Here is a 24191-nt window from a genome sequence, read left to right on the forward strand (position 1 = left end):
GGCTGTGGTGATCATCTGGCAAAGACCAGGAGCACAACAATACCCACCGCGACAAGGCTCATGCCGATCATCTCGCGCAGGCTCGGCCGTTCCTTGAACACCAGGATCGACACCGCGATCGCCAGCACGAACTCGACCTGCCCGACGGCCTTCACGTAGGAGGCCCGCTCGATGGTCATCGCCGTGAACCATCCGGCCGAGCCGAGCGCGCTGGTGAAGCCGACGAAGATTGCCGCCTTCCAGGCCCGGCCGATCGCCGCGATCTCCCAGGGGCGTGTGACGGCGACATAGGTGCCCAGGCCGAGGGTCTGCAGGACGATCACCGCCACCAGGGTCATCGACGCCGTGGTCATCACATCCGCGTCGCCGAGGGAGAGGCTGGCCTGCCGCAGGAACAGGGAGGCGAGCGCGAAGAACAGACCGGAGAGCAGCCCGATCCCGGCCGCCCGGTTGAAGGCGGAGGCGAGCAGCGAGGTCATGCCCACCCCCTGGCGCGCCAGGCTGATCAGCATCACCCCCGCCCCGCTGACCAGGATCGCGATCCAGCCGGCGGCGTCGATCGACTCGCCGAACAGGGTGGAGCCGAGAATGGCCGTGGGGATGGTCTCGGTGCGGGCGTAGGAGGAGCCGACGGCGAAGTTGCGCAGGCTGAACAGCATGACCAGCAGCACGGTCGCCAGGATCTGCGCCACCGCCGTTCCCGCGCACCACACGAAGAACTCCAGGTGGACATCCGGGGCCGGCAGGGTTCGCAGGCCCAGCGCATAGGCCATGTATCCGATCGCGAAGGGCAGGCCGAACAGGAAGCGCACCCAACTCGCACTCCAGGCGGACATCGAGCCCGCCAGGTGCTTCTGCCCGGCATTGCGGGCGGTCTGCGCGAAAGCGGCTAAGGCGGCGATGATCGCCCAGATCGGCATGGCTGGTCCTCCCATCGCGAGCCTACCGACCCACATCAATCGGGGAAGCCGCGAATTTCGCCATGCTGGCTTGCGGTTTAAGCGCTATAGGCTGACGGGCATGAAATCGCGGGACGAGGGTGCTGGGGGCGAACGGCTGCGGCAGGCGGCCAATCAGGGGCTTCGCCTGGCGATGCTCGGCCGCGGCCTCGCGCTGACGCTCGCCGCCCTCTGGCCGCTGATCTTCTCAACCCAGGCGATCCTGGTCAGCATCCTGATGCTGCTCTCCGCCCTGGCCGGTCTCGGGTACCGGCGGATCGTCGGCTCCGAATACGACCACGCGATCTACCGCTACCTGATCTTCACGACCGACATCCTCATGGTGGGCGCGATCTTCGTCCTGCTGCCGCTCAGCCTCAGCGAGGACGTGCCCCAGCATTTCACCTTCCGGGCCTACGGCATCCACTATTTCCTGCCGATCCTCGGGGCCGCCGCCCTGTCCCTGTCGCCGAGGCTGATCCTGTGGTGCGGCGGGGCGATCGTGGCGACCTGGGCGGCCGCCTACTACTGGATCACGGCGCCCCTCGAGCAGCCGCTGCAGTGGAGCGATCTGGGCGACCCCTATTCCTACTCCGACCTGCTGCTGAACCCCGATTTCGTCAATACCGGCGGGCGGGTGGAGGAATCCCTAGCGATCCTTATCCTGACTGCCCTGATGGCCTTCGCCGTCCACCGGGCGCGGCGGGTGGTGATCCTGTGGATCCGCTCGGAGACCGGGCGTCAGCGCATCACCGGCCTGTTCGGCCGCTTCGCCCCGCCGGAGGTCGTCGCCCGTCTCGCGGAGAGCGGCGCCACCCTGGAGCCGGCCAAGCGCGAGGCGACGGTACTGTTCACCGACATCGCCGGCTTCACCACCCTGTCGGAGAGCCGCACCCCGGACGTGGTCCTGTCCCTGCTGAACGCTTATTTCGAGCGGATCGGCGCGATCGCGGCACAGCGCGGCGGGGTGATCGTCAACTTCCACGGCGACGGGTTGCTGATCGCCTTCAACGCCCCGGCCGATGTGCCGGACCACGCGGCGGCGGCCCTCGACACCGCGAACGCCATCCTGTCGGCGATCGATACCGAGAGCTTCAACGGCGAGCGAATCTCGGTGCGGATCGGCATCCATACCGGCGAGGTCATCGCCGGGCTCGCCGGCAGCCGCGAACGCCAGACCTACACCGTTTACGGCGACACGGTGAACGTGGCCGCCCGGCTCGAGGAGCTGAACAAGCAGCACGGCACCCGGCTGATGGTCAGCGCCGAAGCGGCGAAGGCCGCCGGGGATACCAGCGGCCTTCAAGACCTGGGCGAGGTCGCCGTCCGCGGGCACGCGGCAGGCGTCCGGGTGTTTGGCGGCGCTTAAGCCACCTGGTGCGCGCCGAGGCCCAGCAGCGCCCGCCGACGCAGCCACAGGGACGGCCGGTACCGCGGATCCTGGGTCGCGTCGTGGATCGCCGAGAGGATCTCGTAGGTCCGCTTCACCCCCATCTGCTCGGCGATCTCCAGCGGGCCGAGCGGATAGTTCAGGCCGAGCTTCATCGCCGTATCTATGTCCGACGGCGTGGCCAGCGCGATCTGCGCCATCTCGCAGCCGAGATTGGCGATCATCGCCCGCATCCGCTGCAGGATGAAGCCCGGGCTGTCCTGGATCACCGTCGGCGCCACGCCCGCCTTGGCGAAGGCCGCCGCCACCGCGTCGCGGTAAGCCGGATCGGCCGCCGGCGCGGTCATCAGGGTGATGCGCTTGGAGGTGTCGCCGGTGGTGTCGATCGCCACCAGCCGCGTGTGGTCGGTGCCGGTGCGCGCGGCGAAGCCGGTCGCGTCCTCGCCGTAGAGGGCGGCGACGATGGGCATCGAGCCGTCATCGTTGCGAACGCTGAGCCCGGCCCGCTCCAGCAGCTCGGTCAGCGCCTCGTCCCCGTCGGTGGCGACGGCGACGGTCATGGCCGGGGCGGCGTCGGTGACGTGGTCGGGGCTCGGCGGGTCGATCACCTGGCCCTTGTCGTCATACCGGAAATGACCCTGGCCGGTCTTGCGGCCGAACCGCCCGGCCTCCGCCAGCGCCCGGTGCAGCGGCGTGGTCCGCAGGCGCGGATCGTTCAGGAACTGCTCGAACACGATCATGGAGACCGGGTAGTTCACGTCGATCCCGGTCAGGTCCATGAGCTGGAACGGCCCCATGCGGAAATGCCCGCAGTCACGCATCACCGCATCGACCTGGGCGGGGGTGGCCACCGCCTCGTGCTCCAGGTGCAGGCCCTCGGTGGTGAAGGCGCGGCCGCCGAGATTGACCAGGAAGCCCGGGCTGTCCTTGACCACCACCGGGGTGCGGCCGAAGCGCTCGCCGACGGTGACCAGCTTCTCGATCACCGCATCCTCGGTGGCCGGGCCCTGGATGATTTCCACCAGGCGCATCAGCGGCACCGGGTTGAAGAAATGCAGCCCGGCGATCCGGCCGGGCTTCTTGCAGACCCGGGCGATGGAGCCGATCGGCAGGGAAGAGGTGTTGGAGGCGATGATCGCATCCTCCGCCACCACACCCTCGATGGCGGTGAACAGGTCGCGCTTGACGTCGATGTCCTCGAACACGGCCTCGACGACCACGCCGCAGGGGGCGAGATCCTCGATGCCGTTGGAGACGACGAGCTTCTCCTTCATCGCGGCGGCCGCATCGGCCTCCAGCGTGCCCTTCTCCACCAGCCGCTCGAGCCGGCCGATGACCTTCTTCGCACCGGCCTCCGCCCCGCCGACCATGGCGTCATGGGCGACCACCTTCATGCCGCCCTGCAGCGCCACCTGGATGATGCCCTGGCCCATGGCGCCGCAGCCGACGACGCCGATGACGAGGTCGGGGGAGGTCACATCCACCATCGATCAGACCCTCTCGATGATCACGGCCATGCCCTGGCCGACGCCGACGCACATGGTGCACAGGGCATAGCGGCCGCCGGTCTCCACCAGAGTCTCGGTCGCGGTCTGGATCAGCCGGGTGCCGCTGGCGCCCAGCGGATGGCCAAGCGCGATTGCGCCGCCATTCGGGTTCACCCGGGGATCGTCGTCGGCCACGCCGAGCTCGCGCAGGCTGGCGAGCACCTGGCTGGCGAAGGCCTCATTCAGTTCCAGCACGTCCATGTCGTCGATCGACAGGCCGGCGATCCGCAGCGCCTTCTGGGACGCCGGCGCCGGGCCGATGCCCATGATCCGCGGCTCCACACCGGCCGCCGCCGCCGCGACGATGCGGGCGCGCGGGGTCAGGCCGTGCTTCTTCGCGGCCGCCTCGCTGGCGACCAGCATGGCGGCCGAGCCGTCGTTGACGCCGCTGGCGTTGCCGGCGGTGACCGAGCCGCCGTCCTTGCGGAACGGGGTGGGCAGCTTCGCCAGCTTCTCCAGGGTGGTGTCCGGGCGCGGGTGCTCGTCGGTATCGACCACGATCACGTCGCCCTTGCGGCCCCTGATCTCGACCGGGACGATCTCCTTGGCCAGACGGCCGCGCGCCATGGCCTCACCGGCCTTGCGCTGGGAGTTGTAGGCGAACAGGTCCTGGTCCTCGCGGCGGACCTGGTACTTCTCGGCCACGTTCTCGCCTGTCTCCGGCATGCTGTCGGTGCCGAAGCGCTTCTCCATCTCCGGATTGACGAAGCGCCAGCCGATGGTGGTGTCGTGCATCTCGGCGGTGCGGGCGAAGGCGGTGCCGGCCTTGGCCATGACGAAGGGCGAGCGAGTCATGCTCTCCACCCCGCCCGCGATGGCGAAGTCGCCCTCCCCGGTCTTGATCTGACGGGCCGCGTCGGCGACGGCCATCATGCCGGAGGCGCAGAGCCGGTTCACCGTCACGCCCGGCACGCTGGCCGGGATGCCGGCGAGCAGCAGCGCCATGCGGGCGACGTTGCGGTTGTCCTCGCCGGCCTGGTTGACGCAGCCGTAGAACACCTCATCCACCGCTTCCCAGTCGGCCGACGGATTGCGCTCCATCAGCGCCTTGAGCGGCACGGTCGCCAGATCGTCGGTACGGACCTGGGCGAGCGCCCCACCGTAACGTCCGATCGGCGTGCGGACGGCGTCGCAGATGAAGGCCTCGGTCATGGTTTCCTCCGGGAACGATCTTTTTTCGGCACCTGATGTGCCATGCAGGTCAGGGACGGTCAATCGACCGAGCGGTCAGGCGGTGATGACGATCTTGCCGAAATGGCCGGCCGCCTCCATCGCCTTGTAGGCCGCTCTCGCGTCGTCGAAGGCGAAGGTCTGGTCGATCACCGGCTCCAGCCTGTGCAGCGAAATCGCCGCGTTCATGTCGGCGAACATCTTCGACGAGCCGACATAGATCCCCTGGACCTTCAGCGACTTGCGCATGATCAGGGTCGGGTTGATCTCGCCGCCGGTCAGCACGCCGATCAGGCCGATGGAACCGCCCACCCGGGTCGCGGCGATCGAGCGCGACAGGGTGCCGGCGCCGCCGACCTCCACCGTGGTGTCGACGCCGACCCCGCCGGTCAGGTCCATCACCGCATCCTGCCAATCCGGCGTCTTGCGGTAATTGACGGTCTCGTCCGCACCCATGGCCTTCGCGCGCTCCAGCTTCTCGTCGCTGGAGGAGGTCAGGATCACCCGCGCGCCCATGATCTTGGCGAACTGCAGGGCAAAGATGGAGACGCCCCCGGTGCCGAGCAGCAGGACCGTCTGTCCGGCCTTCACCTGCGCCACCTCGGCCAGGGCGTGCCAGGCGGTCAGCGCGGCGCAGGGCAGAGTCGCCGCCTGTTCCAGGGAGAGATGCTCCGGCACCGGGATCACGCCACCCGCCTTCAGCACCACCTCCTCGGCCAGCACGCCATCCAGGGCGCCGCCCAGCGCGCTGTTCATCACGTCGACCGAGCACGGCCCCGCCGGCCAGGCCTGGAAGAAGCAGGAGGCGACCCGGTCGCCCACCTTCAGGCCGGTCACCCCGGCTCCGACCGCCGTGATCGCGCCCGCCCCGTCGGAATTGGGGATGCGCGGATAGGGCAGGTTGCGGGCCTTGGGATCCTTGATCGTCATCAGGTCCCGGAAGTTGATCGAGGAGGCCGCGATCTTCACCCGCACTTCACCCGGACCGGGCTCGGGCGTTGCCACATCGGCGAGGGTGAGGGCGTCGATGCCGCCGTCGGAAACGATCTGCCAGGCTTTCATGATCACTGTCCCTTGGTCGCGAAGAGGCCGCCGAAGGCGGGCCGTTGGCCACCAGGCGGCTGTCGAATTGGTCGGGCGGGAGCATTCAGCATTCACCGGCCGCCCGTCAACGCACGCTCACCCGCGCTCCGCCAGTAGCCCGGTGGCGAGCTCGCGGAAGGTGTCGACCGCCCGGGGCAGGACCGTGGACGGATCGTCGCTGGCGGCGACCCACAGGGCGGCGTTCAGGGCGGCGCCGCTGAGCAGCCGGGCCGCCGCCTCCGGATCGACCGGCTTCATAACGCCATCGGCGATGAGCCGCGTCACCGCCGTCAACGTGACCTGCAGGCAACTGTCCTGGCTCGGCCACTGGGACGGATCGCCGAGGAAGGCCGGCCCGTCGAGGAGGACGATCCGGCGGACCTCCGGGTTCAGCGCCATCTCGATATAGGCCTCCGCTTCCGCCAGCAGGGCGTCCCAGCCGGTCGCCGCCCTGGCGCCGATCTCCTTCGCCCGGGTCGCCATCTCGGTATCGATCTGGCCGACCACGGCGGCGAGCAGGCCGCGCTTGTCACCGAAATTATGATAGAGCGCGCCGCGCGTCAGTCCGGCCGCGGCTGTCAGGTCGTCCATCGATGCGGCCGCGTATCCCTTTTCGGCGAAAGCCATACGGGCCGCCGCGATCAGCGCCGCCCGGTTCTTCTCCATCGTCTCGATCCGACGCGTGACCACGGATCCGTGCCTCCATTTTCACATACGGAGCGTATTTCATTTGACATATGACCCGTATGTCACCAGATCACATACGAAGCGTATCCCAAACCACACCCCGCTGGGAACGCCGTCTCCGTCAAACAAAGGACGTCACACATGCCCCGCGATGCACTCTTCCCCGCCAACGAGCACCGGCACGTCCTGTACGAGAAGCACGGCTACTCCGCCGCGATCCGCTCCGGCGATCTGCTGTTCGTTTCCGGACAGGTCGGCAGCCGTGAGGACGGCTCGCCCGAGCCCGAGTTCAAGAAGCAGGTCGAGCGTGCCTTCGACAACCTCCGCGCAGTCCTGAAAGCGGCCGGCGCCACGTTCGACGACATTATTGACGTGACTACCTTCCACACCGATCCGGAGGCCCAGTTCGACGACATCATGGAGGTCAAGAGCCGCGCCTTCCCAGACAAACCCTATCCGAACTGGACGGCGGTGGGCGTCACCTGGCTCGCCGGGTTCGACTTCGAGATCAAGGTCGTCGCCCGCCTGCCTGAGGCCGCCTGAGCTACTGCCCCTTGATCGAGAAGATCTCCCGCGCCTCGTCCGGCGTGGCGACCTTGGAGCCGAGCGCCTCCACGATCGTCACGGCCCGCTCCACCAGCGCCGCGTTGGACGGGGCCAGCACACCGCGGTCCATATAGAGATTGTCCTCGAGGCCGACCCGCACATGGCCGCCCAGGATCACCGCCTGGGCGGCCATCGGGAACTGCATGCGGCTGATCCCGAAACCGGACCAGACCGCCCCCTCCGGCAGCAGGCTGGCGAGGTAGGTCATGGTCTCCGCCGTCGCCGGCGCCCCCCAGGGAATGCCGAGGCAAAGCTGGAACATCGGCGGCGCGTCGACCAGCCCTTCCTTGACCAGTTGGGCCGCCAGCCGGGCATGGCCGGCATCGAAGACCTCCAGCTCCGGCTTCACCCCGCTGTCGCGGATCCGCGCCGCCATCTCGCGCAGATGGGCCGGCGTGTTCATGAACACATGCTCGCCGAAATTCATCGTCGCGATATCCAGCGTGCAGACTTCCGGGCGGAGTTCGTCGATATGGTCGACCCGCTCCTGCGGCGTCTTCAGGGTGGTGCCGGGGGCCGGGACCATCGGGTCCTGGGTGCCCGGGATGTAGCGCGCGCCCGGACCGGTGGTCAGGTTGAGCACCAGCTTGGAGCCGGCGTCCCGGATCCGCTCCACCGTCTCGCGGTACAGGGCCGGGTCCATCGACGGCTTGCCGGTGGCCGGATCACGCACGTGGATATGGGCGATCGCCGCCCCGGCCCGCTCCGCCTCCAAGGCCGAGGTGGCGATCTGTTCCGGGCTCACCGGTACGGCCGGATTCTTGTCGACCGTGTCGAAACCGCCGGTCAGCGCGCAGGTGATAACCGTCCTCTCGTTCATGTGTTCCTCCCGATCCGGCGCCTGTCATACGCGCGCTTGTATACCAACTCTCAATCGGCATACTCCCCTGACAGGAAGTCGGGACACAACCCGGCCTTGAAGTGAACAGATGGAGGAAACCATGGAAATGACACTGCGCGCCCGCGCGGTGGCCGCCATTGCTGGCGCCGCCGCCCTTTCCTTCGCCGGCGCCGCGTCGGCCGAAGTCAAGCTTCCCGATACCCTGATCTGGTCCGCCTATGACACCGGCTCCTCTGGCCATGCCCAGTCGGTCGCCATCGGCAAGGCCTTCAAGGAGAAATACGACGTCAACCTGCGCGTCCTGCCGGGCGCCAACGACATCGCCCGCCTGACCCCGCTCAAGGTCGGCAAGGCCGATGCCGTCTCCAACGGCGTGGGCACCTACTTCGCCCAGGAAGGCGTGTTCGAGTTCGCCAAGCCCGACTGGGGCCCGCAGCCGCTGCGTCTGATCATGTCCTCGAAGGGCAAGGCTGGGCTGATGGTTGGCGTCGCCGCCGATACTGGGGTGAAGGAATACAAGGACCTGCGCGGCAAACGGGTCGCCTGGGTAAAGAGCGCCCCCGCCCTGAACCACAACGTCACCGCCATCTTGGCCTTCGCCGGGCTGACTTGGGACGACGTTGAAAAGGTCGAGTTCGCCGGCTTCGGCGCCTCCTGGGAAGGCATGACCAACAACCAGGTCGACGCCGCCTTCGCCATCACCGTATCCGGGTCGACCAACGCGGTCGCCTCCAGCCCGCGCGGCCTGGTCTGGCCGTCTCTGCCGTTCGACGACAAGGGCGGCTGGGACCGCATGATGGCGGTGGCCCCCTACTTCACCAAGAACGTGGTCAGCGCCGGCACGAACGTGCCGAAGGAAGGCATCCAGGGTCAGGCCTACCCCTACCCGATCCTGACCGTGCGCGAGGACATGACCACCGAACTGGCTCAGGCGATGACCGCCGGTCTGCTCGAGACCTACGACATGTACAAGGACGGTGCGCCGGGTGCCGCCGGCTGGGCACTGGAGAACCAGACCTTCGAATGGGCCGTCCCGTACCATGACGGCGCCATCGCCGCCTTCAAGGCCGCCGGCGTGTGGACCGACGCGATGCAGGCCCACAACGACAAGCTGGTGGGCCGCCAGAAGGTGCTGATCGACGCCTGGGCCGCGTTCACCAAGGACGCCCCGTCGGACGAGGACGCCTTCGTGGAGGCCTGGGGCAAGGCGCGCATCGCCGCGCTGGAAGCCGCCGGTCTGGACCCGGTCATCCGCTGACCCGGTCCGTTCCCATCCTGTCGCGTAACTTACAGAGAAAGGCTCGCAGATGAGCGAGCCCATCGCCGACGCCAACCAGGCCGGCGGCGCGGTGGCGGATCCGGTCCGCCACCGCGTCCTCGCGCCGGGCTGGTCCGCGCTGATCATGGTCATGACCGGCGCGGCCGTCCTGTTCTCGATCTACCAGCTGTTCAACATCGGCTCGATGGTCGGCTGGGTGATCCTGGACTTGGCCTACCTGGACATGATGGTGGCGCTGCTGCTGCCCATCGTGTTCCTGGTCTTCCCGATGCGGGCCGCAGACAAGGACCGGCGCCACCCGCCGGTCTACGACATGGTCCTGTTCTTCGGCACCTTCGTGCTCGGCTGCTTCCTGGCCTGGATCGCGGTCCCGTCCGTGGAGGGCGGCTGGGAGTATTTCGCCCCCGACTACGCCCGGATCCTCGGCTTCGTGCTGTGGGCCCTGATGATCGAGGCGGTGCGCCGGACCGGCGGCCTGGCCCTGACGATCATCGTTCTGCTGTTCTCCTTCTACCCGCCGATCGCGGATTCCATGCCCGGCCCACTCCGCGGCGCGCAGCAGTCGCTGTGGGAGGTGAGCCAGTACTACCTGTTCTCCTCCGAGGCGATCTTCGGCATCCCCATGCGCGCCTTCGGCAAGCTGGTGATCGGCTTCGTGATCTTCGGCGTGGCGCTGCAGCACACCGGCGCCGGCCGCTTCTTCATCGACCTCGCCTTCGCGCTGCTCGGCAACGTGCGCGGCGGCGGGGCCAAGGTGGCCATCTTCTCCTCGGGCCTGCTCGGCTCGATGAGCGGGTCGGTCATCACCAACGTGCTGACCACCGGCCGGCTGACCATTCCGGCGATGCGCCGCACCGGCTTCGGCCGCGAGACCTCGGCGGCGGTGGAGGCCTGCGCCTCCACCGGCGGCGTGCTGATGCCGCCGGTGATGGGGGCCACGGCCTTCGTCATGGCCTCGTTCCTGAGCGTGCCCTATATCGAGATCGCCGTCGCCGCGGTGATCCCGTCCCTGCTCTACTATCTCGGCCTGTTCCTGCAGATCGACGCCTATGCCGCGCGGCGCAACCTGAAGGGCTTGCCGCGGGAGGAACTGCCGAAGATCGGCGCCGTGTTCCGCGAGGGCTGGCATTACCTGTTCGCGCTGGGACTGCTGATCTACCTGCTGCTCTACCTGAAGCAGGAGGCGCTGGCGCCGTACTACGCGACGGCCGTGCTGCTGATCACCAACCAGATCTTCGGCAAGCGGCTCGGCTGGGCCGACCTGAAGCAGTTCCTGTTCGAGACCGGGCAGGTTCTGGCCGAACTGGTGGCGATCCTCGGCGCCATCGGGCTGATCATCGGCGCCCTGTCGGTGACCGGGCTCGTCGGCTCGATCGCCACCGATCTGGTGCTGCTGGCCGGCGGCAACATCTACGCCCTGCTGCTCATGGGGGCGGCGACCAGCTTCATCCTGGGCATGGGCATGACGGTGACGGCGGCCTACGTCTTCCTCGCCATCGTGCTGGCACCCTCGCTGGTCAGCTCCGGGCTCGATCCGATGGCCGTGCACATGTTCATCCTGTACTGGGGCATGCTGTCCTTCATCACCCCGCCGGTCGCCCTCGGGGCCTTCGCCGCGGCGACGATCTCCGGGGCGACACCGATGCAGGCCGGGTTCACCGCCATGCGGCTGGGCTCGATCATCTACTTCATCCCGTTCTTCTTCGTGCTGGAGCCGGCCCTGATCCTGAACGGCGCGCCCATTCAGATCCTGGTCGTCCTCGTCAGCGCGCTGGCGGGCGTCCTGCTGATCGCGTCCTCCACCCAGGGCTATCTGGTCGGTTACGGCAGCTTCGGCGACGGGGCGATGGCCATGGTGGTGCGCACGATCGTCTTCTTCGGCGGCCTGCTCTTCGCCTTCCCGGGCAGCGAGGATCTCGGCATCGGCCATTGGGATGCGGTTATGGCCGGCGCAGTGCTGGCGGCGGTCGGCCTCGGGATCGGACTGCTGTTCCGAAAACGGGTCGCCGCCTGACCGCGGCCGGCTCCATACGGACAAAAAAAGGGGAGGCCTCGGCCTCCCCTTTTCCTTGGTGGTGTGGCTGTCGTCAGGCCGTGTCCGACTTCGGCTCGCTCATCAGGCCCTTCACGATGGCGAAACACGCCAGCAGCAGGACGATGGTGAACGGGAAGCCGGTCGACACCGCCATGGCCTGCAAGGCCGTCAGGCCGCCGCCGAGCAGCAGGGCGATCGCGACCAGCCCCTCGAAGCAGGCCCAGAACACGCGCTGGGACACCGGGGCATTGGTCTTGCCGCCGGCGGTAATCGTGTCGATCACCAGCGAGCCCGAGTCCGAGGAGGTCACGAAGAACACGATCACCAGCAGGATGCCGATGAAGGACGTGATCTGCGCGAGGGGCATCTGCTCCAGCATGACGAACAGCTTGAGCGGCAGGCCCGCATCGCCGATCGCCGTCACGCCGGCTTCCACGAAGTTGATCGCGGTGCCGCCGAAGGCCGTCATCCACAGGACCGAGACGAGCGAGGGGATCAGCAGCACGCAGGTGATGAACTCGCGCACGGTACGGCCACGGGAGACGCGGGCGATGAACATGCCCACGAACGGCGACCAGGAGATCCACCAGGCCCAGTAGAACGACGTCCAACCCTGGCTGAAGTTGGCGTCGGTCCGGCCGACCGGATTCGACAGCGCCGGCAGGTATTCCAGATAGGCCACGAGGTTGGAGAAGAACCCGGTCAGGATCGCCATGGTCGGGCCGACGACGATGACGAACAGCAGCAGCAGGGCCGCCAGCACCATGTTGATCTCGGACAGGCGCTTCACCCCGGCGTCGAGACCGGCCAGCACCGAGAGCAGCGCCATGCCGGTGATGCCGACGATCAGCAGGACCTGGGAGGTCTCGCTGACCGGCGTGCCGAACAGGAACTCCAGCCCCGCATTCGCCTGGGTGGCCCCGAGGCCGAGCGAGGTGGCCAGGCCGAACAGCGTGGCGAACACCGCCAGGATGTCGATGACATGGCCGGTCCAGCCCCACACAGCGTCACCGAAGATCGGATGGAACGCGCTGCGGATCGTCAGCGGCAGGCCCTTGTTGTAGGAGAACAGGGCGAGCGCCAGGGCGACGATGGCGTAGATTGCCCAGGGATGCAGGCCCCAGTGGAAGATCGTGGCCGCCATGCCGAGAGCCTTTGCGCCCTCCACATCGCCAGCCGCACCGGCCAGCGGCGCCCAGCTATCCGGCGAACCCGCCCCCTCGGCGACCGAGGAGTTGAAGTGCGAGATGGGTTCGGAGACGCCGTAGAACATCAGCCCGATGCCCATGCCGGCCGCGAACAGCATCGCGAACCACCCGGCGTAGGAATATTCGGGTCGGGCGTCCCGCCCACCGAGCCGCACCTTGCCGAGCGGGGTGACGATCAGGACGATGCAAAGAATCACGAAGACGTTGGCCGCCCCGATGAAGAACCAGTCGAAGGTCGATGTCAGGGTCTCGCGCAGGGCGCCGAAGGCCGCGGCGGCCTGATCGTGCAGGATCAACGTCAGAAATGTGAAGGCGACGATCACCAACCCGGAAATCAGGAAGACCGGGTTGTGGATGTCCAGGCCGAACGGCCCGACCTGTTTCTGGATATTGTCCTGACCGATCTCGTAATCGGTTTCGATAAGATCCGCCGGCCCGTCGGGCGGCTTCACAGCGTGGTCGGACATGTAGTTCCCTCTCGTTTGGGTTTTGCAGCGCACCGCGAGCCCCCCTTGGCCCCCGTCGCGCCGGGCCCGAACCCGACTCGGGACGGACGATCTCGGCGGAAATCGGATGGATGCGGCAATAAGGACAGAGCGTGGGTGTCCCGCGGAGGCCGCGAACCTTTTCCACCAGCGTTGCGCCGGTTCACCCGGCTGTTCGGCGCCCCCGGCAGCCGGGGGTCGCGTTACCGAAACGCTACCCTAACCTGAAACACCGAATGGCCACAAATCGACACAGTCAGACCAAACTATTCTGAAATCGACATACTTGATCCGCCCCGGTGGCAAACCCGTCTGGGTCGCATCCCGACAGGTGGTGGCGAATGGGCGATCAGCCGTCCAGCTTGTGCTTCAGGATCTTGCCCGCCGCCGTCGCCGGCAGACTGTCACGGAACTCCCACCGGCCCGGCCGCTTGTAGGCCGAGAGCTTGTCCGTCACGAAGGCCGCGAGGTCCCCGGCGGTCAGATGCCGGCCCTGCACCGGCTGAACGAAGGCCACGACCTCTTCGTTGCCATCCTTGACCGGCCGGCCAACGACGGCGCAGAGCGCCACGTCGGGGTGCAGCGTGATCGCGGCCTCCACCTCGGGCGGGTAGACGTTGAAGCCGGAGCGGATGATCAGTTCCTTGCGCCGGCCGACCACGTAGAGCAGCCCATCGGCGGTCAGGCGGCCGAGATCGCCGGTCCTGAACCACAGTCCGTCATGGACCGCCGCGGTCTCCTCGGGCGCCTTGTAATAGCCCTTCATGACCAGCGGACCGGACACCTGGATCTCGCCCACCGTGTCCGGCGGCAGGATCTCGCCGTCATCGGCGACGATGCGGACCTGGACGTCGGGGATGATCTCTCCGACCGTGTCATCGTCGCGCGGACGGTCGATATCGGTCACCGAGATCGTCGGCGCCGTCTCGGTCATTCCGTAGCCGTTATGCAACGGAACGCCGAACGCCGCCTCGACCCGCTTCTTCAATCCGAGATCCAGCGGTGCGCCGCCGGAGGACAGATATCGGATGCGCCCCGGGTCGAGCGGACGGCCACGGATGGTAGTGAGCTCCAGGATACGTGCGTACATCTGGGGGACACCGTTGAACAGACTGATCTCCCCGCTCTCGATCGCGGCCAGGGCATTCTCGGCCGAAAACCGCGGAATCAGGTCGACCCGGCCGCCCATGTACATGTTGCCCAGATACACCGATGCCAGGCCGAACACGTGACTGATCGGCAACACGCCGTAGATCCGGTCGCCCGGCGTCACCCGCCGGGATTCGCCTGAGCGCGCGCCGATGAACAGCAGGTTGCGATGGGTCAGCATCACGCCTTTCGGCTTCCCCGTCGTGCCGGAGGTGTAGATCATCACCGCGACCCGGTCGGCCGGATCCTCGCCGCTCTCGTCCACCGCCGGGTCGGCATCGTCGAAGACCGCGAGGGTGGCGCCGAGATCGTCCAGTTCCGCCACCGGCCGCGCCCCATGCCGGACGCCATGGGCGGTCGCTTCGTCCGAGACGGATTGGGTGTAGAGCGCCAGACGCGGCCGGGCATGATCGCGGATCGCGTCGATCTCTCCCGCCGACAGCCGGGCGTTGATCGGGATCGCCCAGGCGCCCAGCTTCGCCGCGGCCAGGACCGACAGAGCCGTCGCAAACCCGTTTTCGCCGACGATGTAGAACCGGTCACCGGCCGCCAGCCCCCGGTCGGCCAGCGTGGCCGCCAGGCGGGTCGAGCGGGCATCGGCCTCGCCATAGCTCATCACCCGCTCGCCCTCGGCCAGGGCTTCGGTGTCGGGAAACCGCTCGGCCCACCAGGCCACCGGATCGGCGATCGAGGCGAAGATATCCTTCGCCGGACGGGAGCCGTCCCATACGGTCGTCATGCCGGCCTCCCGGTCAGCGTGCGGCCGCGTGGGCCTTCAGCATGTTGCGGGCGATCACGATCTGCTGGATCTGCGAGGTGCCCTCGTAGATCCGGAACAGGCGCACATCCCGGTAGAACCGCTCCACCGCGTATTCGTTGATGTAGCCGGCCCCGCCATGGATCTGCACGGCCCGGTCGGCGACGCGGCCGACCATTTCCGAGGCGTAATACTTCGCACAGGCGGCGACCATGGCGGTGTTCTCGCCGGCGTCGAACTTGACGGCGGCGTCCTTCACCATGGCCTCGGCGGCATAGGCCTCGGTCTTGCTGTCGGCCAGCATCGCCTGGACGAGCTGGAAGTCGGACAGCGGCTGGCCGAACTGCTTGCGGTCGCTGGCATAGTTCAGGCACTCGGTGATCAGCCGGTCCGCCATGCCGATGCAGACCGAGGACAGGTGCAACCGCCCGCGGTCGAGCACCTTCATCGCGGTCTTGAAGCCCTGGCCCTCCACGCCGCCGATGATGGCGTCGGCCGGGACCTTCACGTCCTCGAAGATCACGTCGGCCACGTGGGTACCCTGCTGGCCCATCTTCTTGTAGGGCTTGCCGGTGGAAATGCCCGGCGACTTGGCGTCGACCAGGAAGGCCGAGATGCCGCCGGCCCCCTTGTTGTCGGGGTCGGTGCGCGCCATCACCGTGAAGACACCGGCCTTGGTCGAGTTGGTGATGTAGCGCTTGGTGCCGTTGAGGACGTAGCCGTTGCCGTCCTTCTTCGCCGAGGTCCGCACCGAGGCGGCGTCGGAACCGGCGTCGGGCTCGGTCAGGCAGAACGAGCCGACCAGCTCGCCGGAGGCCAGCCGCGGCAGGTAGTCCCGCTTCTGCTCCTCGGTGCCGTCCATGACGATGGCCTGGCTGCCGATGCCCACATTGGTGCCGATCAGCGAGCGGAAGCAGGGCGCCGTGTGACCGAGTTCGTTGCCGATGACCACCTCCTCCGACATGGACAGGCCGAGCCCGCCGTATTCCTCGGGGATGGAGAGGCCGTACAGCCCCATCTCGGCCATCTCGCGGGAGACCTCCTCGGGGATCGCGTCCTCGCGGCTGACCTGTTCCTCCAGCGGAATCAGGCGCTCGTTCACATAGCGGCGGACGGTGTCCTTGAATTGGTTCAGGGTCTCCTGATCGAGCGCCACATGGTCCTCCCGTTTGATCTTCGTGCCTGATCGGCACGGTTGCTTTTCCGCGCGGGACTATAGGTTCCGCGTGCGCGGCCGTCCACGCAGCTTGCCGAGTTTGTATACACCCGCTAAACCGCTGCAAATCGAACGAAGCGAGGAAACAACCCACCATGCGCGACCTGCACCTGCCCGGCCGTTCCCCGGTCTACGCACCCAACGCCGCCATCGCTACCTCCCACCCGCTGGCGAGCCAGGTTGGCCTCGACGTTCTGAAATCCGGCGGCACCGCCGTGGATGCCGCCGTCGCGGCCTGCGCCGTGCTCTGCGTGGTCGAACCGCACATGACCGGCATCGGCGGCGACTGCTTCGCGCTGGTCGCCCCGAAGGGCAGCGGCGATATCGTCGCCATGAACGGCTCCGGCCGCGCGCCGGGCAAGGCCGAGCTGTCCTGGTTCCTGGGCAAGGGCATCACCGAGCTGGGTGCCTCCAACGACCCGCACACCGTCACCGTGCCGGGTGCCGTCGGTGCCTGGACCGCCCTGCTGGAGCGCTTCGGCACCAAGTCCCTGGGCGAGCTGCTGCAGCCGGCGATCAAGTATGCCGAGGAAGGCTATCCGGTCAGCTCCCGCGTCGGCAGCGATTGGGCCGACGCGGTGGAGAAGCTGTCGAAGAACCCGACAGCCAGGTCCGTGATGCTGCCGGGCGGCAAGGCCCCGGCCATCGGCACCCGCCACAGCCAGCCGAAGCTCGCCGCGACCTTCAAAGTGATCGCAGAGAAGGGCCGCGACGGTTTCTACACCGGCGCGGTGGCCGAAGACATCGTCGCCAGCCTGAACAAGCTGGGCGGCCTGCACAGCCTGGAAGACTTCGCCAACGCCGCCCCGGAATGGGTCGAGCCGATCAAGGCTAAGTTCGCCGGCCATGAGGTCTACGAATGCCCGCCGAACGGTCAGGGCATCTGCGCGCTGATGATCATGTCGATCCTCGACCGCCATGACATCGCCAGCCTCAGTCAGGCCGGCCGGGTGCACCTGATCGCCGAGGCCACCAAGCTCGCCTACGCCCAGCGCGACCGCTACGTCGCCGATCCGCGCCAGGTCGATGTGCCGGTGGACTGGCTGCTGTCCGACGCCCACATCGCCGCCCTCGACGCGATGATCGACCCGGACAAGGCCGGCGCCTTCGAGCCGAGCGACTTCCCGGTGCACAAGGACACGATCTACCTGTCCTGCGTCGACAAGGACGGCACCGCGATCAGCTTCATCAACTCGATCTTCTCCGATTTCGGAAGCTGCATCATGAGCGAGAAGACCGGCGTCATGCTGCACAACCGCGGCAAGTCGTTCCATCTCGTGGAGGGCCATCCGAACGCCATCGCGCCGAACAAGCGGCCGATGCACACGATCATCCCCGGCATGCTGGTGAAGGACGGCCGCGCGGTCGCCCCGTTCGGCGTCATGGGGGGCCAGTACCAGTCCACCGGACAGGCGACGTTCCTGTCGAACCTGCTGATGCGCGGCATGGATCCGCAGGAGGCGCTCGACGACAGCCGCAGCTTCGCCACCGAGGGCACCCTGCAGGTCGAGAGCACCTTCGCGCCGGAGACCTATGCGGCCCTGGAGAAGAAGGGTCACAGCCTGACCCGCATGCCGAAGCCGATCGGCGGCGGCCAGGCGGTTGTGATCGACGAGAAGAACGGCGTGCTCGTCGCCGGCTCCGACCCGCGCAAGGACGGCTGCGCGCTGGGGTATTGAGCCTTAGGCGTCCCCTTCACTCCCGTCTTCCCGGCCTCGCGCCGGGACCGAGAACCAGGGCAGCCGGAACGTCAAAGAATACAAACCTGAAGATCCAGCCCACCGAGGGCTGGGTCCCGGCGCGAGGCCGGGAAGACAGAACAGTGAAGGGAGCCTGCCATGGCCCATAAGATCGCGATCATCGGCCTCGGCATCATGGGCCGGCGGCTGCTCGGCCGTATCCTGGAGCACCCGGCCTTCGAGCCGGTCGCCCTGTGGGATCCGTCCGAGGCCGCCTGCAAGAAGGCCGCCGAGGAAGCGCCGGGCGTGCCGATCGTCGAGAGTGCTGCGGCCGCCATCGCCGCCGCCGACGTGGTCTACCTCGCCTGCCCGCCGGTGCCGCGCAAGGCCTACGCTCTTGAGGCTGCGGCCGCCGGCAAGGCGGTATTCCTGGAGAAGCCGCTCGGCGTCGATATCGAGGAGAGCCGCGATCTGGTGGAGAAGCTGAAGGCGTCAGGCGTGCCCGCCGCCGTCAACTTCACCCAGGCCGCCGGCAAGGCGCTGGCCACCGTGCAGGAGGCGATCGCCTCGGGCGCCACCGGGGCGTTGAGCAACATCAACATCATCGTCACCTACCCGGCCTGGCCGCGCGCCTGGCAGGTCGATGCCGACTGGCTGCGCTTCAAGGACGAGGGCGGCTACACCCGCGAGGTGATCTCCCACTTCGTCTTCCTGTCCGAGCGCATCCTCGGCCGCACCAAGCTCGTCTGGGCGAAGCCGTCCTATCCGGCCGACCCGGCCCTCTGCGAGACCCAGGTCCTGGCTCGGCTGGAGAACGAGGCCGGCGTGCCGGTTTCCATCCTCGGCTCGGTCGGCGGCGTGCAGCCGGACCGCCAGGAGGTCTATCTCAACTTCGAGAAGACCGGGTATCTGGTGGCCGAGTTCTACCGGCTGTTCCAGTCCGATGGTGGCGCCTGGAAGGAGATCCTCGACCCGCCGGCCGACCCGCGCAAGATCAGCCTCGGCGCCCAGCTAGACGCGCTGGACGATCTGCTGAGCGGCCGGCCGTCGAAGCTGGCGACGCTGGACGACGCGTTCAGCGTGCAGCAGAAGATCGAGGGGATGCTGGCGGGGGTGTGAGCGGCTCGAGACGACGGCGGGTCTATCCTTCCTCGATTGGGCGAGCGAGTTGGTCCTGACTTGCGTCAGGACGACGGGAGGGGACTGTGCGCCGCCAGCCGTCATCCTGATGCAAATCAGGATCAACGCACCGAAGCCAACACAGCGAAATCAGCCCGGATCGATCGGCCGCCAGCCATGGAGCACCGCGCGCTGCGGGATGGAGAGCGCGAAGAAATTGCCGCCGGCCGATCCCGGCTGGTCCCAGGCGCGGGAGATCGGCTCACCCAGATACCGGGCCAGGGCCAGCGCCCCGACCGCGCCGTGGCTGACCACGGCGACATCGCCGGAGACCTCCGCCATCACCGCCTCCAGGGCGGCGACGATCCGCGTCTGCTCGTCCACCGCCCGGGCCCAGCCGCGGACGCTCGCCTCCGGTTCGGCGAAGAACGCGTCGGCCGCCGCCTGGAACTCGGTCGGCGGCAGGTACCCGGTGGAGGAGCGGTCGTTCTCGCCCAGGTCCGCCCGTTCGATCGGCGGCCGACCGCACAACCCGGCGAGGATATCCGCCCCGTCCCGCGCTTTGCGCTCGGTGCTGCAATACAGCGCCGTCAACCGCCAGATCCAGGGGGCCGAGGCGAGAGCCGCCATCCGCGTCCGCCCGCGCGGCGACAGCGGCCACTCGGTGATCGGCACCGCCGGGTCGATCACCACATCGGGATGGGTGATGAAATAGAGGACGGGTCCGTCGCTCACGCCCGTGGGCTCACTCCGCCGCCGCGGCCGTCCCGCCAATGGAGATCGCGCCCATCCGCCCCGCCGCAGCCACCGCGTCGTCGATCAGCCGGTCCATGATCGCCTCCACCGGCTCGATCCGGTCGGCGAAGACGCAGGCCTGGCCCATGGACAGGATGCCCTTCTCCGGGTCGCCCTCGGTATAGGCCTGCTTCTGGGCGAGCCCCATGACATAGGGCCGGTAGGCCTCGAAATCCGTCACACCCTGGCGCTCCAGCTCGGCGATGGCGCGGGTGGTGGCGTTGTCGATGCCGCGGAAGGTGTTGCGCATGGAGGCGAGCACCAGGGCGGTGTCGGTCTCCTGCGCGTCGATCACCCGCTGCTTGATCGCGTCGTGGCTCCAGATCTCGCTTGCCACCAGGAAGCGGGTTCCGATCAGCGCCGCATCCGCGCCCATGGCCAGAACCGCGGCGACCTGCGCCCCGGTGCCGATGCCACCGCCGATCAGGATCGGCTTGTCGACCCGCTGCACCGCCAGCGGCGCCTGGACGATGGAGCCGACCAGATTGAGCCCCGGATGGCCGCCGCATTCCGCACCCACCACGGCGATGGCGTCGACCGGCAGCTTGGAGGCGGCGGAGACGGCGTGCTTCACCGTGGCGACCTTGTGGAACACCACCCCGCCGGCATCTTTGATCCGCTCCACGAAATCGAGCGGTGGCAGGCCCGCGGTCTCGAAATGGCGGACCCCCTTGTCCAGGGCGATCTCCAACTGGGCCGGCAGGTCCTTGTTGTGGTCGGTATGGACCGAGAGATAGAGGTTCACGCCGAACGGCTTGCCGCCGGTGAGCTTCGTTGCCTTGTCCAACTCGGCCTCGAACTCGCCGGGGCCGGGGAAGGTCTTGGCGGTGATGAACCCCATGCCGCCGGCATTGACCACCGCTGCCACATAGGCCGCGTCGGCAAGCCACATCAGGCCGCCGGCGACGATCGGATGGTCGATGCCGAACAGCTCGGTGATGCGGGTCTTGAAGCGCTGCGGTCGCATGCCTGCCGCTCCCTTAGAGGCTCATCAGCGAGGCACGATCAGCGCGTCGAGCGCCACGCACCCTTCTCCCTTTGGTAGCACCCGGACCGGGTTGAGGTCGACGCTTTCGATCCGGTCGCCCTCCGAGGCCGCGAAGACCGAGACCTTGGCCAGAAGCTCGGCGAGCGCATCCACATCGGCCGGCGGCGCGCCGCGCACCCCGCCATAGATCTTCGCGCCTTTCAGCTCGGCGATCATGCGTTTCGCCTCATCGACTCCGAACGGGGCGAGTCGGAAGGACACGTCCTCCAGCACCTCCACCAGGATCCCGCCGAGCCCGACCATGACCACCGGGCCGAAGGTCGGATCGTTCTGCACGCCGATCACCGTCTCCACACCCTCCGGCGCCATGGCGGCGACCAGGACGCCGTCGATCTCCGCCCTGGGGGCTGCCTGGGAGACGCGGGTGACCAGCCCGTCATAGGCGGCGGCCGCGTTGCTCTCGGTCACCCCGACCACAACGCCGCCGATCTCCGTCTTGTGCAGGATATCGGCCGAGGCGATTTTCAGAACCGCCTTGCCGCCGACCGCTTTCACCGCCTCTTCGGCCTCATGGGCGCTGGTGACCAGGCGGCGGTCGACGAAGGGCACGCCCCAACTCTCCAGCAGGTCGGAGGCCTGGTGCTCGCCCATCTGCGTCGCAGGAACCGACTGGGCACCGGATGGCGCCGCCGGGGGGGCCGCCTCGCCCTTGCGGGCGAAGAACCGACCGAAGCGGCTGATCACCGCCGCCGCGGCGACCGCCCGGGTCGGGTCCTCGAAGACCGGATAGCCGCCCTCCTCGTAATGCCGCACGATCTCCGGCGGCGCGATGAGGGAGAGGATGATCGACTTGTCCGGGAAACGCTCGCGGGTCTCCTGCAGGGTCTTGATCAGGTCGTCGGCGATGTAGCGCGAGGCGGCGATCATGGTGAAGAACGCCACCACAACGTCGTAGCCGCCCTCGTCCAGCATCATCCGCATGTTGGTGGTGATCAGCGACAGGTCGTTGAACGCCTGGGCGGTGATGTCGACCGGGTTGCGCACGGCGGCGAAGGGCAGCAGCTCCTTCAGGGCCTTCTGCGTGTCCGCCGGCATCTCCTTCACGTCGAGGCCGTAGTCGATCGCCGCGTCCGCCATCTGCACGCCGACGCCGCCGGAGATGGTCATCAGGCCGATGGCGTTGCCGTCGGGATAGGCCCCGCGCGAGCAGATATAGGCGGCATCCAGCATCTGGTCGGTGGTCTCGACCCGCATCACGCCGTACTGGGCGAACAGCGCGTCATATACGCGGTCGGAGCCGGCCAGCGCCGCCGTATGCGACGCCGCGGCGGCGGCCCCGATCTCGGACCGGCCCACCTTCTGGAAAATCACCGGCTTGCCGGCCTTCGCCGCCGCCTCCAGGGCCGCGCGGGTGGCGTCGCCGTCGCGGATGCCTTCCGCATAAGCAACGATGACCTTGGTCTCCTCGTCGGCGGCCAGATAGGCGATGGCATCGGCCACATCCACATCGGCCTCGTTGCCGGTGGTGATCCAGATCCCGGTCTCCACCCCCTTCTGCCGCATCAGATGGAAGACATGACTGCCATAGGCGCCGGACTGGCTGGCGATGGAGACGGGTCCCGGCTTCGGCAGCAGGTGGTCCACCGAGGAAGAAAAGGTGGCGAGCCAGTTGCTGCGGGCGTTGAAGATGCCGAGGCAGTTCGGCCCGAGCACCCGGATGCCGCCGGCCCGGGCGACCGCGCGCACCCGGTCCTGCAGCTTCGCCCCCTCCTCGCCCATCTCGGCGAAGCCCGAGGAGAACACGACCGCGCCCTTGCAGCCCTTGTCGGCCAGCGCTTCCAGGGTGTCCGCCACCATGGGGGCCGGTACGGCGACGATGGCCGCGTCCGGCGCACCCGGCAGCGCGGCGACATCGGCATAGGCCTGCAGCCCCTGCACGGTGTCGCGTTTCGGGTTCACCGGCCAGATCGGGCCGGAGAAGCCGCCCCGGATCATATAGCCCAGCGGCCGCCCGCCGATCCGCTTGGGATCGTCGGAGGCGCCGATGACGGCGATGGACTTGGGCGCGATCAGCGGCGTCAGGGTGCTGACGTCGGGTCTGTCCTGGCTCATCTGCGTGATACCGCTCAGACGGTGGCGATGGCGTTGGCCGGCGAGCCGACCGCGCCCGGCAGGTTCAGCGGCGGTGCGGTGAGCAGGAAGCGGTTGCGCCCGTTCTCATGCAGCCAGTCGGCCAGTTCCGTCAGGTACCAGATCTCGCCCAGATGGACGCCGAGCTTGAACAGGCAGAGCTCGTGCAGCGGCAGCATCACCTTCTTCGGCCCGTTGCGGCGGTCCTTGCCGGGCGCCTGCTCGACCGCGTAGTTGTCGGCGATCAGCACCGACAACCCGCTGTCGCGCACCCAGTCCTGCAGCTCCGGGTCGCCGCCGTCCAGGGCGGGGCAGCCGTTATGCATGAAGTCGGGATCGGGGTTGCCCTGCATCTCGACGATCTTCTTGGAGAAACCGGTGTGCAGGCAGACCATGTCGCCCTCCTCCACCACCACGCCGTCCTCGTCCATAATCTTCGACAGGGTCTTGAAGTCGACCACCGTGCGCTCGTCGCCCAGATGGCGGTACAGGTCGATCATCACGCCGCGGCCCTGGACGCAGGCGCCGGCCATGTTCTCGATGCCCAGCGCCTTGGCCCGCACGCCCTCGAAGCGCATCAGCGGGTCGGCCTTGTCGTTCGGATCGCCGGCCAGCTTGTGCTCCTGGCCGCTCCAGCCGTTGTAGTAGACGACCTCCGGCACCCCGTCGCCATTGGCATCAAACATCGAGCCGACATGGGTCAGGCTGTCCCACTGGGAGGAGTATTGCAGGCAGATCAGGGCCGCGTCGTCGCAGATGACGTCGGTCAGTTCCGGCTCCACCTGCTCCATGGCGAAGTTGTAGTTGGCGAGGTTGTTGCGCTCGGTCGCGAAGAGGCGGGGCGGAAACCGGCGCGGGTTGAGCACCCGGCCGCCCGGCAGATCCAGCGGCAGGGAGAGGCAGAACCGCTTGCCGGTCTTCACCTCCTTCACCGCCTCCACAACCCGCTCGGGGGTCAGCAGGTTCAGCCGTCCGAGCTGATCGTCCGGGCCGAAATCACCCCAATTCGAGCCTTCAGGCCGGTTCACCCACCGTCCCGCCATCGCTTCCTCCATCCCGGATATGCCGCCTCTTGGCCGGGCGGCGCTT

At 67.9% G+C, this 24191-nt stretch carries 19 protein-coding genes; 6 read left to right on the forward strand and 13 right to left on the reverse strand.

Annotation, left to right across the window (positions count from 1 at the left end; genetic code table 11):
• Positions 1–11: 11 nt before the first annotated feature.
• A complete protein-coding gene (locus ACOQOP_RS11710) occupies positions 12–920 on the reverse strand; it encodes an EamA family transporter (protein ID WP_420561988.1) in 909 nt (302 codons plus the stop codon).
• Positions 921–1020: 100 nt separating this feature from the next.
• Here ACOQOP_RS11710 and ACOQOP_RS11715 point away from each other — a divergent pair, with 100 nt between their 5' ends.
• Complete coding sequence (locus tag ACOQOP_RS11715) at positions 1021–2307, forward strand: adenylate/guanylate cyclase domain-containing protein (RefSeq protein WP_420561989.1); 1287 nt, start codon at positions 1021–1023, stop codon at positions 2305–2307.
• On the opposite strand, the gene ACOQOP_RS11720 is transcribed toward ACOQOP_RS11715, so the two are convergent.
• The 4 genes from ACOQOP_RS11720 to ACOQOP_RS11735 form a co-directional block, all read right to left on the reverse strand.
• Positions 2304–3815, reverse strand: coding sequence for a 3-hydroxyacyl-CoA dehydrogenase (locus ACOQOP_RS11720; RefSeq protein ID WP_420561990.1), 1512 nt, complete (start codon positions 3813–3815; stop codon positions 2304–2306). The two genes, ACOQOP_RS11715 and ACOQOP_RS11720, sit on opposite strands and share 4 nt — an antisense overlap.
• 3 nt (positions 3816–3818) lie before the next feature.
• Complete coding sequence (gene pcaF, locus ACOQOP_RS11725; RefSeq protein ID WP_420561991.1) at positions 3819–5027, reverse strand: 3-oxoadipyl-CoA thiolase; 1209 nt, start codon at positions 5025–5027, stop codon at positions 3819–3821.
• Between the two features lie 75 nt (positions 5028–5102).
• Complete coding sequence (locus ACOQOP_RS11730) at positions 5103–6107, reverse strand: zinc-dependent alcohol dehydrogenase family protein (RefSeq protein ID WP_420561992.1); 1005 nt, start codon at positions 6105–6107, stop codon at positions 5103–5105.
• Between the two features lie 117 nt (positions 6108–6224).
• A complete protein-coding gene (locus ACOQOP_RS11735) occupies positions 6225–6818 on the reverse strand; it encodes a TetR/AcrR family transcriptional regulator (protein ID WP_420561993.1) in 594 nt (197 codons plus the stop codon).
• 138 nt (positions 6819–6956) lie between these two features.
• Here ACOQOP_RS11735 and ACOQOP_RS11740 point away from each other — a divergent pair, with 138 nt between their 5' ends.
• Positions 6957–7358 (forward strand): RidA family protein, encoded by a 402-nt coding sequence (locus ACOQOP_RS11740; protein WP_420561994.1) that lies wholly within the window; start codon positions 6957–6959, stop codon positions 7356–7358.
• Position 7359: 1 nt separating this feature from the next.
• Here ACOQOP_RS11740 and ACOQOP_RS11745 read toward each other — a convergent pair whose 3' ends face one another.
• Positions 7360–8241, reverse strand: coding sequence for a 3-keto-5-aminohexanoate cleavage protein (locus tag ACOQOP_RS11745; RefSeq protein WP_420561995.1), 882 nt, complete (start codon positions 8239–8241; stop codon positions 7360–7362).
• 121 nt (positions 8242–8362) lie between these two features.
• Between ACOQOP_RS11745 and ACOQOP_RS11750 the strand changes: the two genes are divergently transcribed.
• Together ACOQOP_RS11750 and ACOQOP_RS11755 are read left to right on the forward strand one after the other, a co-directional pair.
• The gene (locus tag ACOQOP_RS11750; RefSeq protein ID WP_420561996.1) at positions 8363–9520 is read left to right on the forward strand and encodes a TAXI family TRAP transporter solute-binding subunit; all 1158 of its coding nucleotides are present in this window, start codon (positions 8363–8365) and stop codon (positions 9518–9520) included.
• Positions 9521–9569: 49 nt separating this feature from the next.
• Complete coding sequence (locus ACOQOP_RS11755) at positions 9570–11555, forward strand: TRAP transporter permease (RefSeq protein ID WP_420561997.1); 1986 nt, start codon at positions 9570–9572, stop codon at positions 11553–11555.
• Positions 11556–11628: 73 nt separating this feature from the next.
• On the opposite strand, the gene ACOQOP_RS11760 is transcribed toward ACOQOP_RS11755, so the two are convergent.
• The 3 genes from ACOQOP_RS11760 to ACOQOP_RS11770 all read right to left on the reverse strand — a co-directional run bounded on the left by ACOQOP_RS11760 (position 11629) and on the right by ACOQOP_RS11770 (position 16331).
• Positions 11629–13251 carry a BCCT family transporter gene (locus tag ACOQOP_RS11760; RefSeq protein WP_420561998.1) on the reverse strand — a complete coding sequence of 541 codons (1623 nt, stop codon included), beginning with the start codon at positions 13249–13251 and terminating at the stop codon, positions 11629–11631.
• Between the two features lie 367 nt (positions 13252–13618).
• Entirely contained in the window at positions 13619–15157 is a 1539-nt protein-coding gene (locus tag ACOQOP_RS11765) for a class I adenylate-forming enzyme family protein (RefSeq protein ID WP_420561999.1), read from the reverse strand.
• A gap of 13 nt (positions 15158–15170) precedes the next feature.
• Positions 15171–16331 carry an acyl-CoA dehydrogenase family protein gene (locus tag ACOQOP_RS11770; RefSeq protein ID WP_420562000.1) on the reverse strand — a complete coding sequence of 387 codons (1161 nt, stop codon included), beginning with the start codon at positions 16329–16331 and terminating at the stop codon, positions 15171–15173.
• A gap of 155 nt (positions 16332–16486) precedes the next feature.
• Between ACOQOP_RS11770 and ggt the strand changes: the two genes are divergently transcribed.
• Together ggt and ACOQOP_RS11780 are read left to right on the forward strand one after the other, a co-directional pair.
• Entirely contained in the window at positions 16487–18070 is a 1584-nt protein-coding gene (gene ggt / locus ACOQOP_RS11775) for a gamma-glutamyltransferase (RefSeq protein WP_420562001.1), read from the forward strand.
• A gap of 159 nt (positions 18071–18229) precedes the next feature.
• A complete protein-coding gene (locus ACOQOP_RS11780) occupies positions 18230–19189 on the forward strand; it encodes a Gfo/Idh/MocA family protein (protein WP_420562002.1) in 960 nt (319 codons plus the stop codon).
• Between the two features lie 150 nt (positions 19190–19339).
• Here ACOQOP_RS11780 and ACOQOP_RS11785 read toward each other — a convergent pair whose 3' ends face one another.
• Genes ACOQOP_RS11785 through ACOQOP_RS11800 form a run of 4 tightly spaced genes read right to left on the reverse strand, consistent with a single transcriptional unit; the run spans position 19340 to position 24145 of the window.
• On the reverse strand, positions 19340–19924 hold the full coding sequence (locus ACOQOP_RS11785; protein WP_420562003.1) for a histidine phosphatase family protein: 585 nt from the start codon (positions 19922–19924) through the stop codon (positions 19340–19342).
• A 10-nt stretch (positions 19925–19934) separates the two neighbouring features.
• Positions 19935–20951, reverse strand: a complete 1017-nt coding sequence (locus tag ACOQOP_RS11790) for an NAD(P)H-dependent flavin oxidoreductase (protein ID WP_420562004.1) — start codon at positions 20949–20951, stop codon at positions 19935–19937.
• Between the two features lie 24 nt (positions 20952–20975).
• On the reverse strand, positions 20976–23084 hold the full coding sequence (locus ACOQOP_RS11795) for an acetate--CoA ligase family protein (RefSeq protein WP_420562005.1): 2109 nt from the start codon (positions 23082–23084) through the stop codon (positions 20976–20978).
• A 14-nt stretch (positions 23085–23098) separates the two neighbouring features.
• Positions 23099–24145, reverse strand: a complete 1047-nt coding sequence (locus ACOQOP_RS11800) for a cyclase family protein (protein ID WP_420562006.1) — start codon at positions 24143–24145, stop codon at positions 23099–23101.
• Positions 24146–24191: the final 46 nt, after the last annotated feature.

Origin of the sequence: Thalassobaculum sp. (assembly GCF_965223715.1) — a bacterium.
Taxonomy (GTDB): Bacteria; Pseudomonadota; Alphaproteobacteria; order Thalassobaculales; family Thalassobaculaceae; genus Thalassobaculum.

What these genes read in the sequence shown, in the direction of transcription:
- ACOQOP_RS11710 (WP_420561988.1), bottom strand. Translation starts at nt 920, where the DNA reads ATGCCGATCTGGGCGATCATCGCCGCCTTAGCCGCTTTCGCGCAGACC.
- ACOQOP_RS11715 (WP_420561989.1), top strand. Translation starts at nt 1,021, where the DNA reads ATGAAATCGCGGGACGAGGGTGCTGGGGGCGAACGGCTGCGGCAGGCG.
- ACOQOP_RS11720 (WP_420561990.1), bottom strand. Translation starts at nt 3,815, where the DNA reads ATGGTGGATGTGACCTCCCCCGACCTCGTCATCGGCGTCGTCGGCTGC.
- pcaF (WP_420561991.1), bottom strand. Translation starts at nt 5,027, where the DNA reads ATGACCGAGGCCTTCATCTGCGACGCCGTCCGCACGCCGATCGGACGT.
- ACOQOP_RS11730 (WP_420561992.1), bottom strand. Translation starts at nt 6,107, where the DNA reads ATGAAAGCCTGGCAGATCGTTTCCGACGGCGGCATCGACGCCCTCACC.
- ACOQOP_RS11740 (WP_420561994.1), top strand. Translation starts at nt 6,957, where the DNA reads ATGCCCCGCGATGCACTCTTCCCCGCCAACGAGCACCGGCACGTCCTG.
- ACOQOP_RS11745 (WP_420561995.1), bottom strand. Translation starts at nt 8,241, where the DNA reads ATGAACGAGAGGACGGTTATCACCTGCGCGCTGACCGGCGGTTTCGAC.
- ACOQOP_RS11750 (WP_420561996.1), top strand. Translation starts at nt 8,363, where the DNA reads ATGGAAATGACACTGCGCGCCCGCGCGGTGGCCGCCATTGCTGGCGCC.
- ACOQOP_RS11755 (WP_420561997.1), top strand. Translation starts at nt 9,570, where the DNA reads ATGAGCGAGCCCATCGCCGACGCCAACCAGGCCGGCGGCGCGGTGGCG.
- ACOQOP_RS11760 (WP_420561998.1), bottom strand. Translation starts at nt 13,251, where the DNA reads ATGTCCGACCACGCTGTGAAGCCGCCCGACGGGCCGGCGGATCTTATC.
- ACOQOP_RS11765 (WP_420561999.1), bottom strand. Translation starts at nt 15,157, where the DNA reads ATGACGACCGTATGGGACGGCTCCCGTCCGGCGAAGGATATCTTCGCC.
- ggt (WP_420562001.1), top strand. Translation starts at nt 16,487, where the DNA reads ATGCGCGACCTGCACCTGCCCGGCCGTTCCCCGGTCTACGCACCCAAC.
- ACOQOP_RS11780 (WP_420562002.1), top strand. Translation starts at nt 18,230, where the DNA reads ATGGCCCATAAGATCGCGATCATCGGCCTCGGCATCATGGGCCGGCGG.
- ACOQOP_RS11790 (WP_420562004.1), bottom strand. Translation starts at nt 20,951, where the DNA reads ATGCGACCGCAGCGCTTCAAGACCCGCATCACCGAGCTGTTCGGCATC.
- ACOQOP_RS11795 (WP_420562005.1), bottom strand. Translation starts at nt 23,084, where the DNA reads ATGAGCCAGGACAGACCCGACGTCAGCACCCTGACGCCGCTGATCGCG.
- ACOQOP_RS11800 (WP_420562006.1), bottom strand. Translation starts at nt 24,145, where the DNA reads ATGGCGGGACGGTGGGTGAACCGGCCTGAAGGCTCGAATTGGGGTGAT.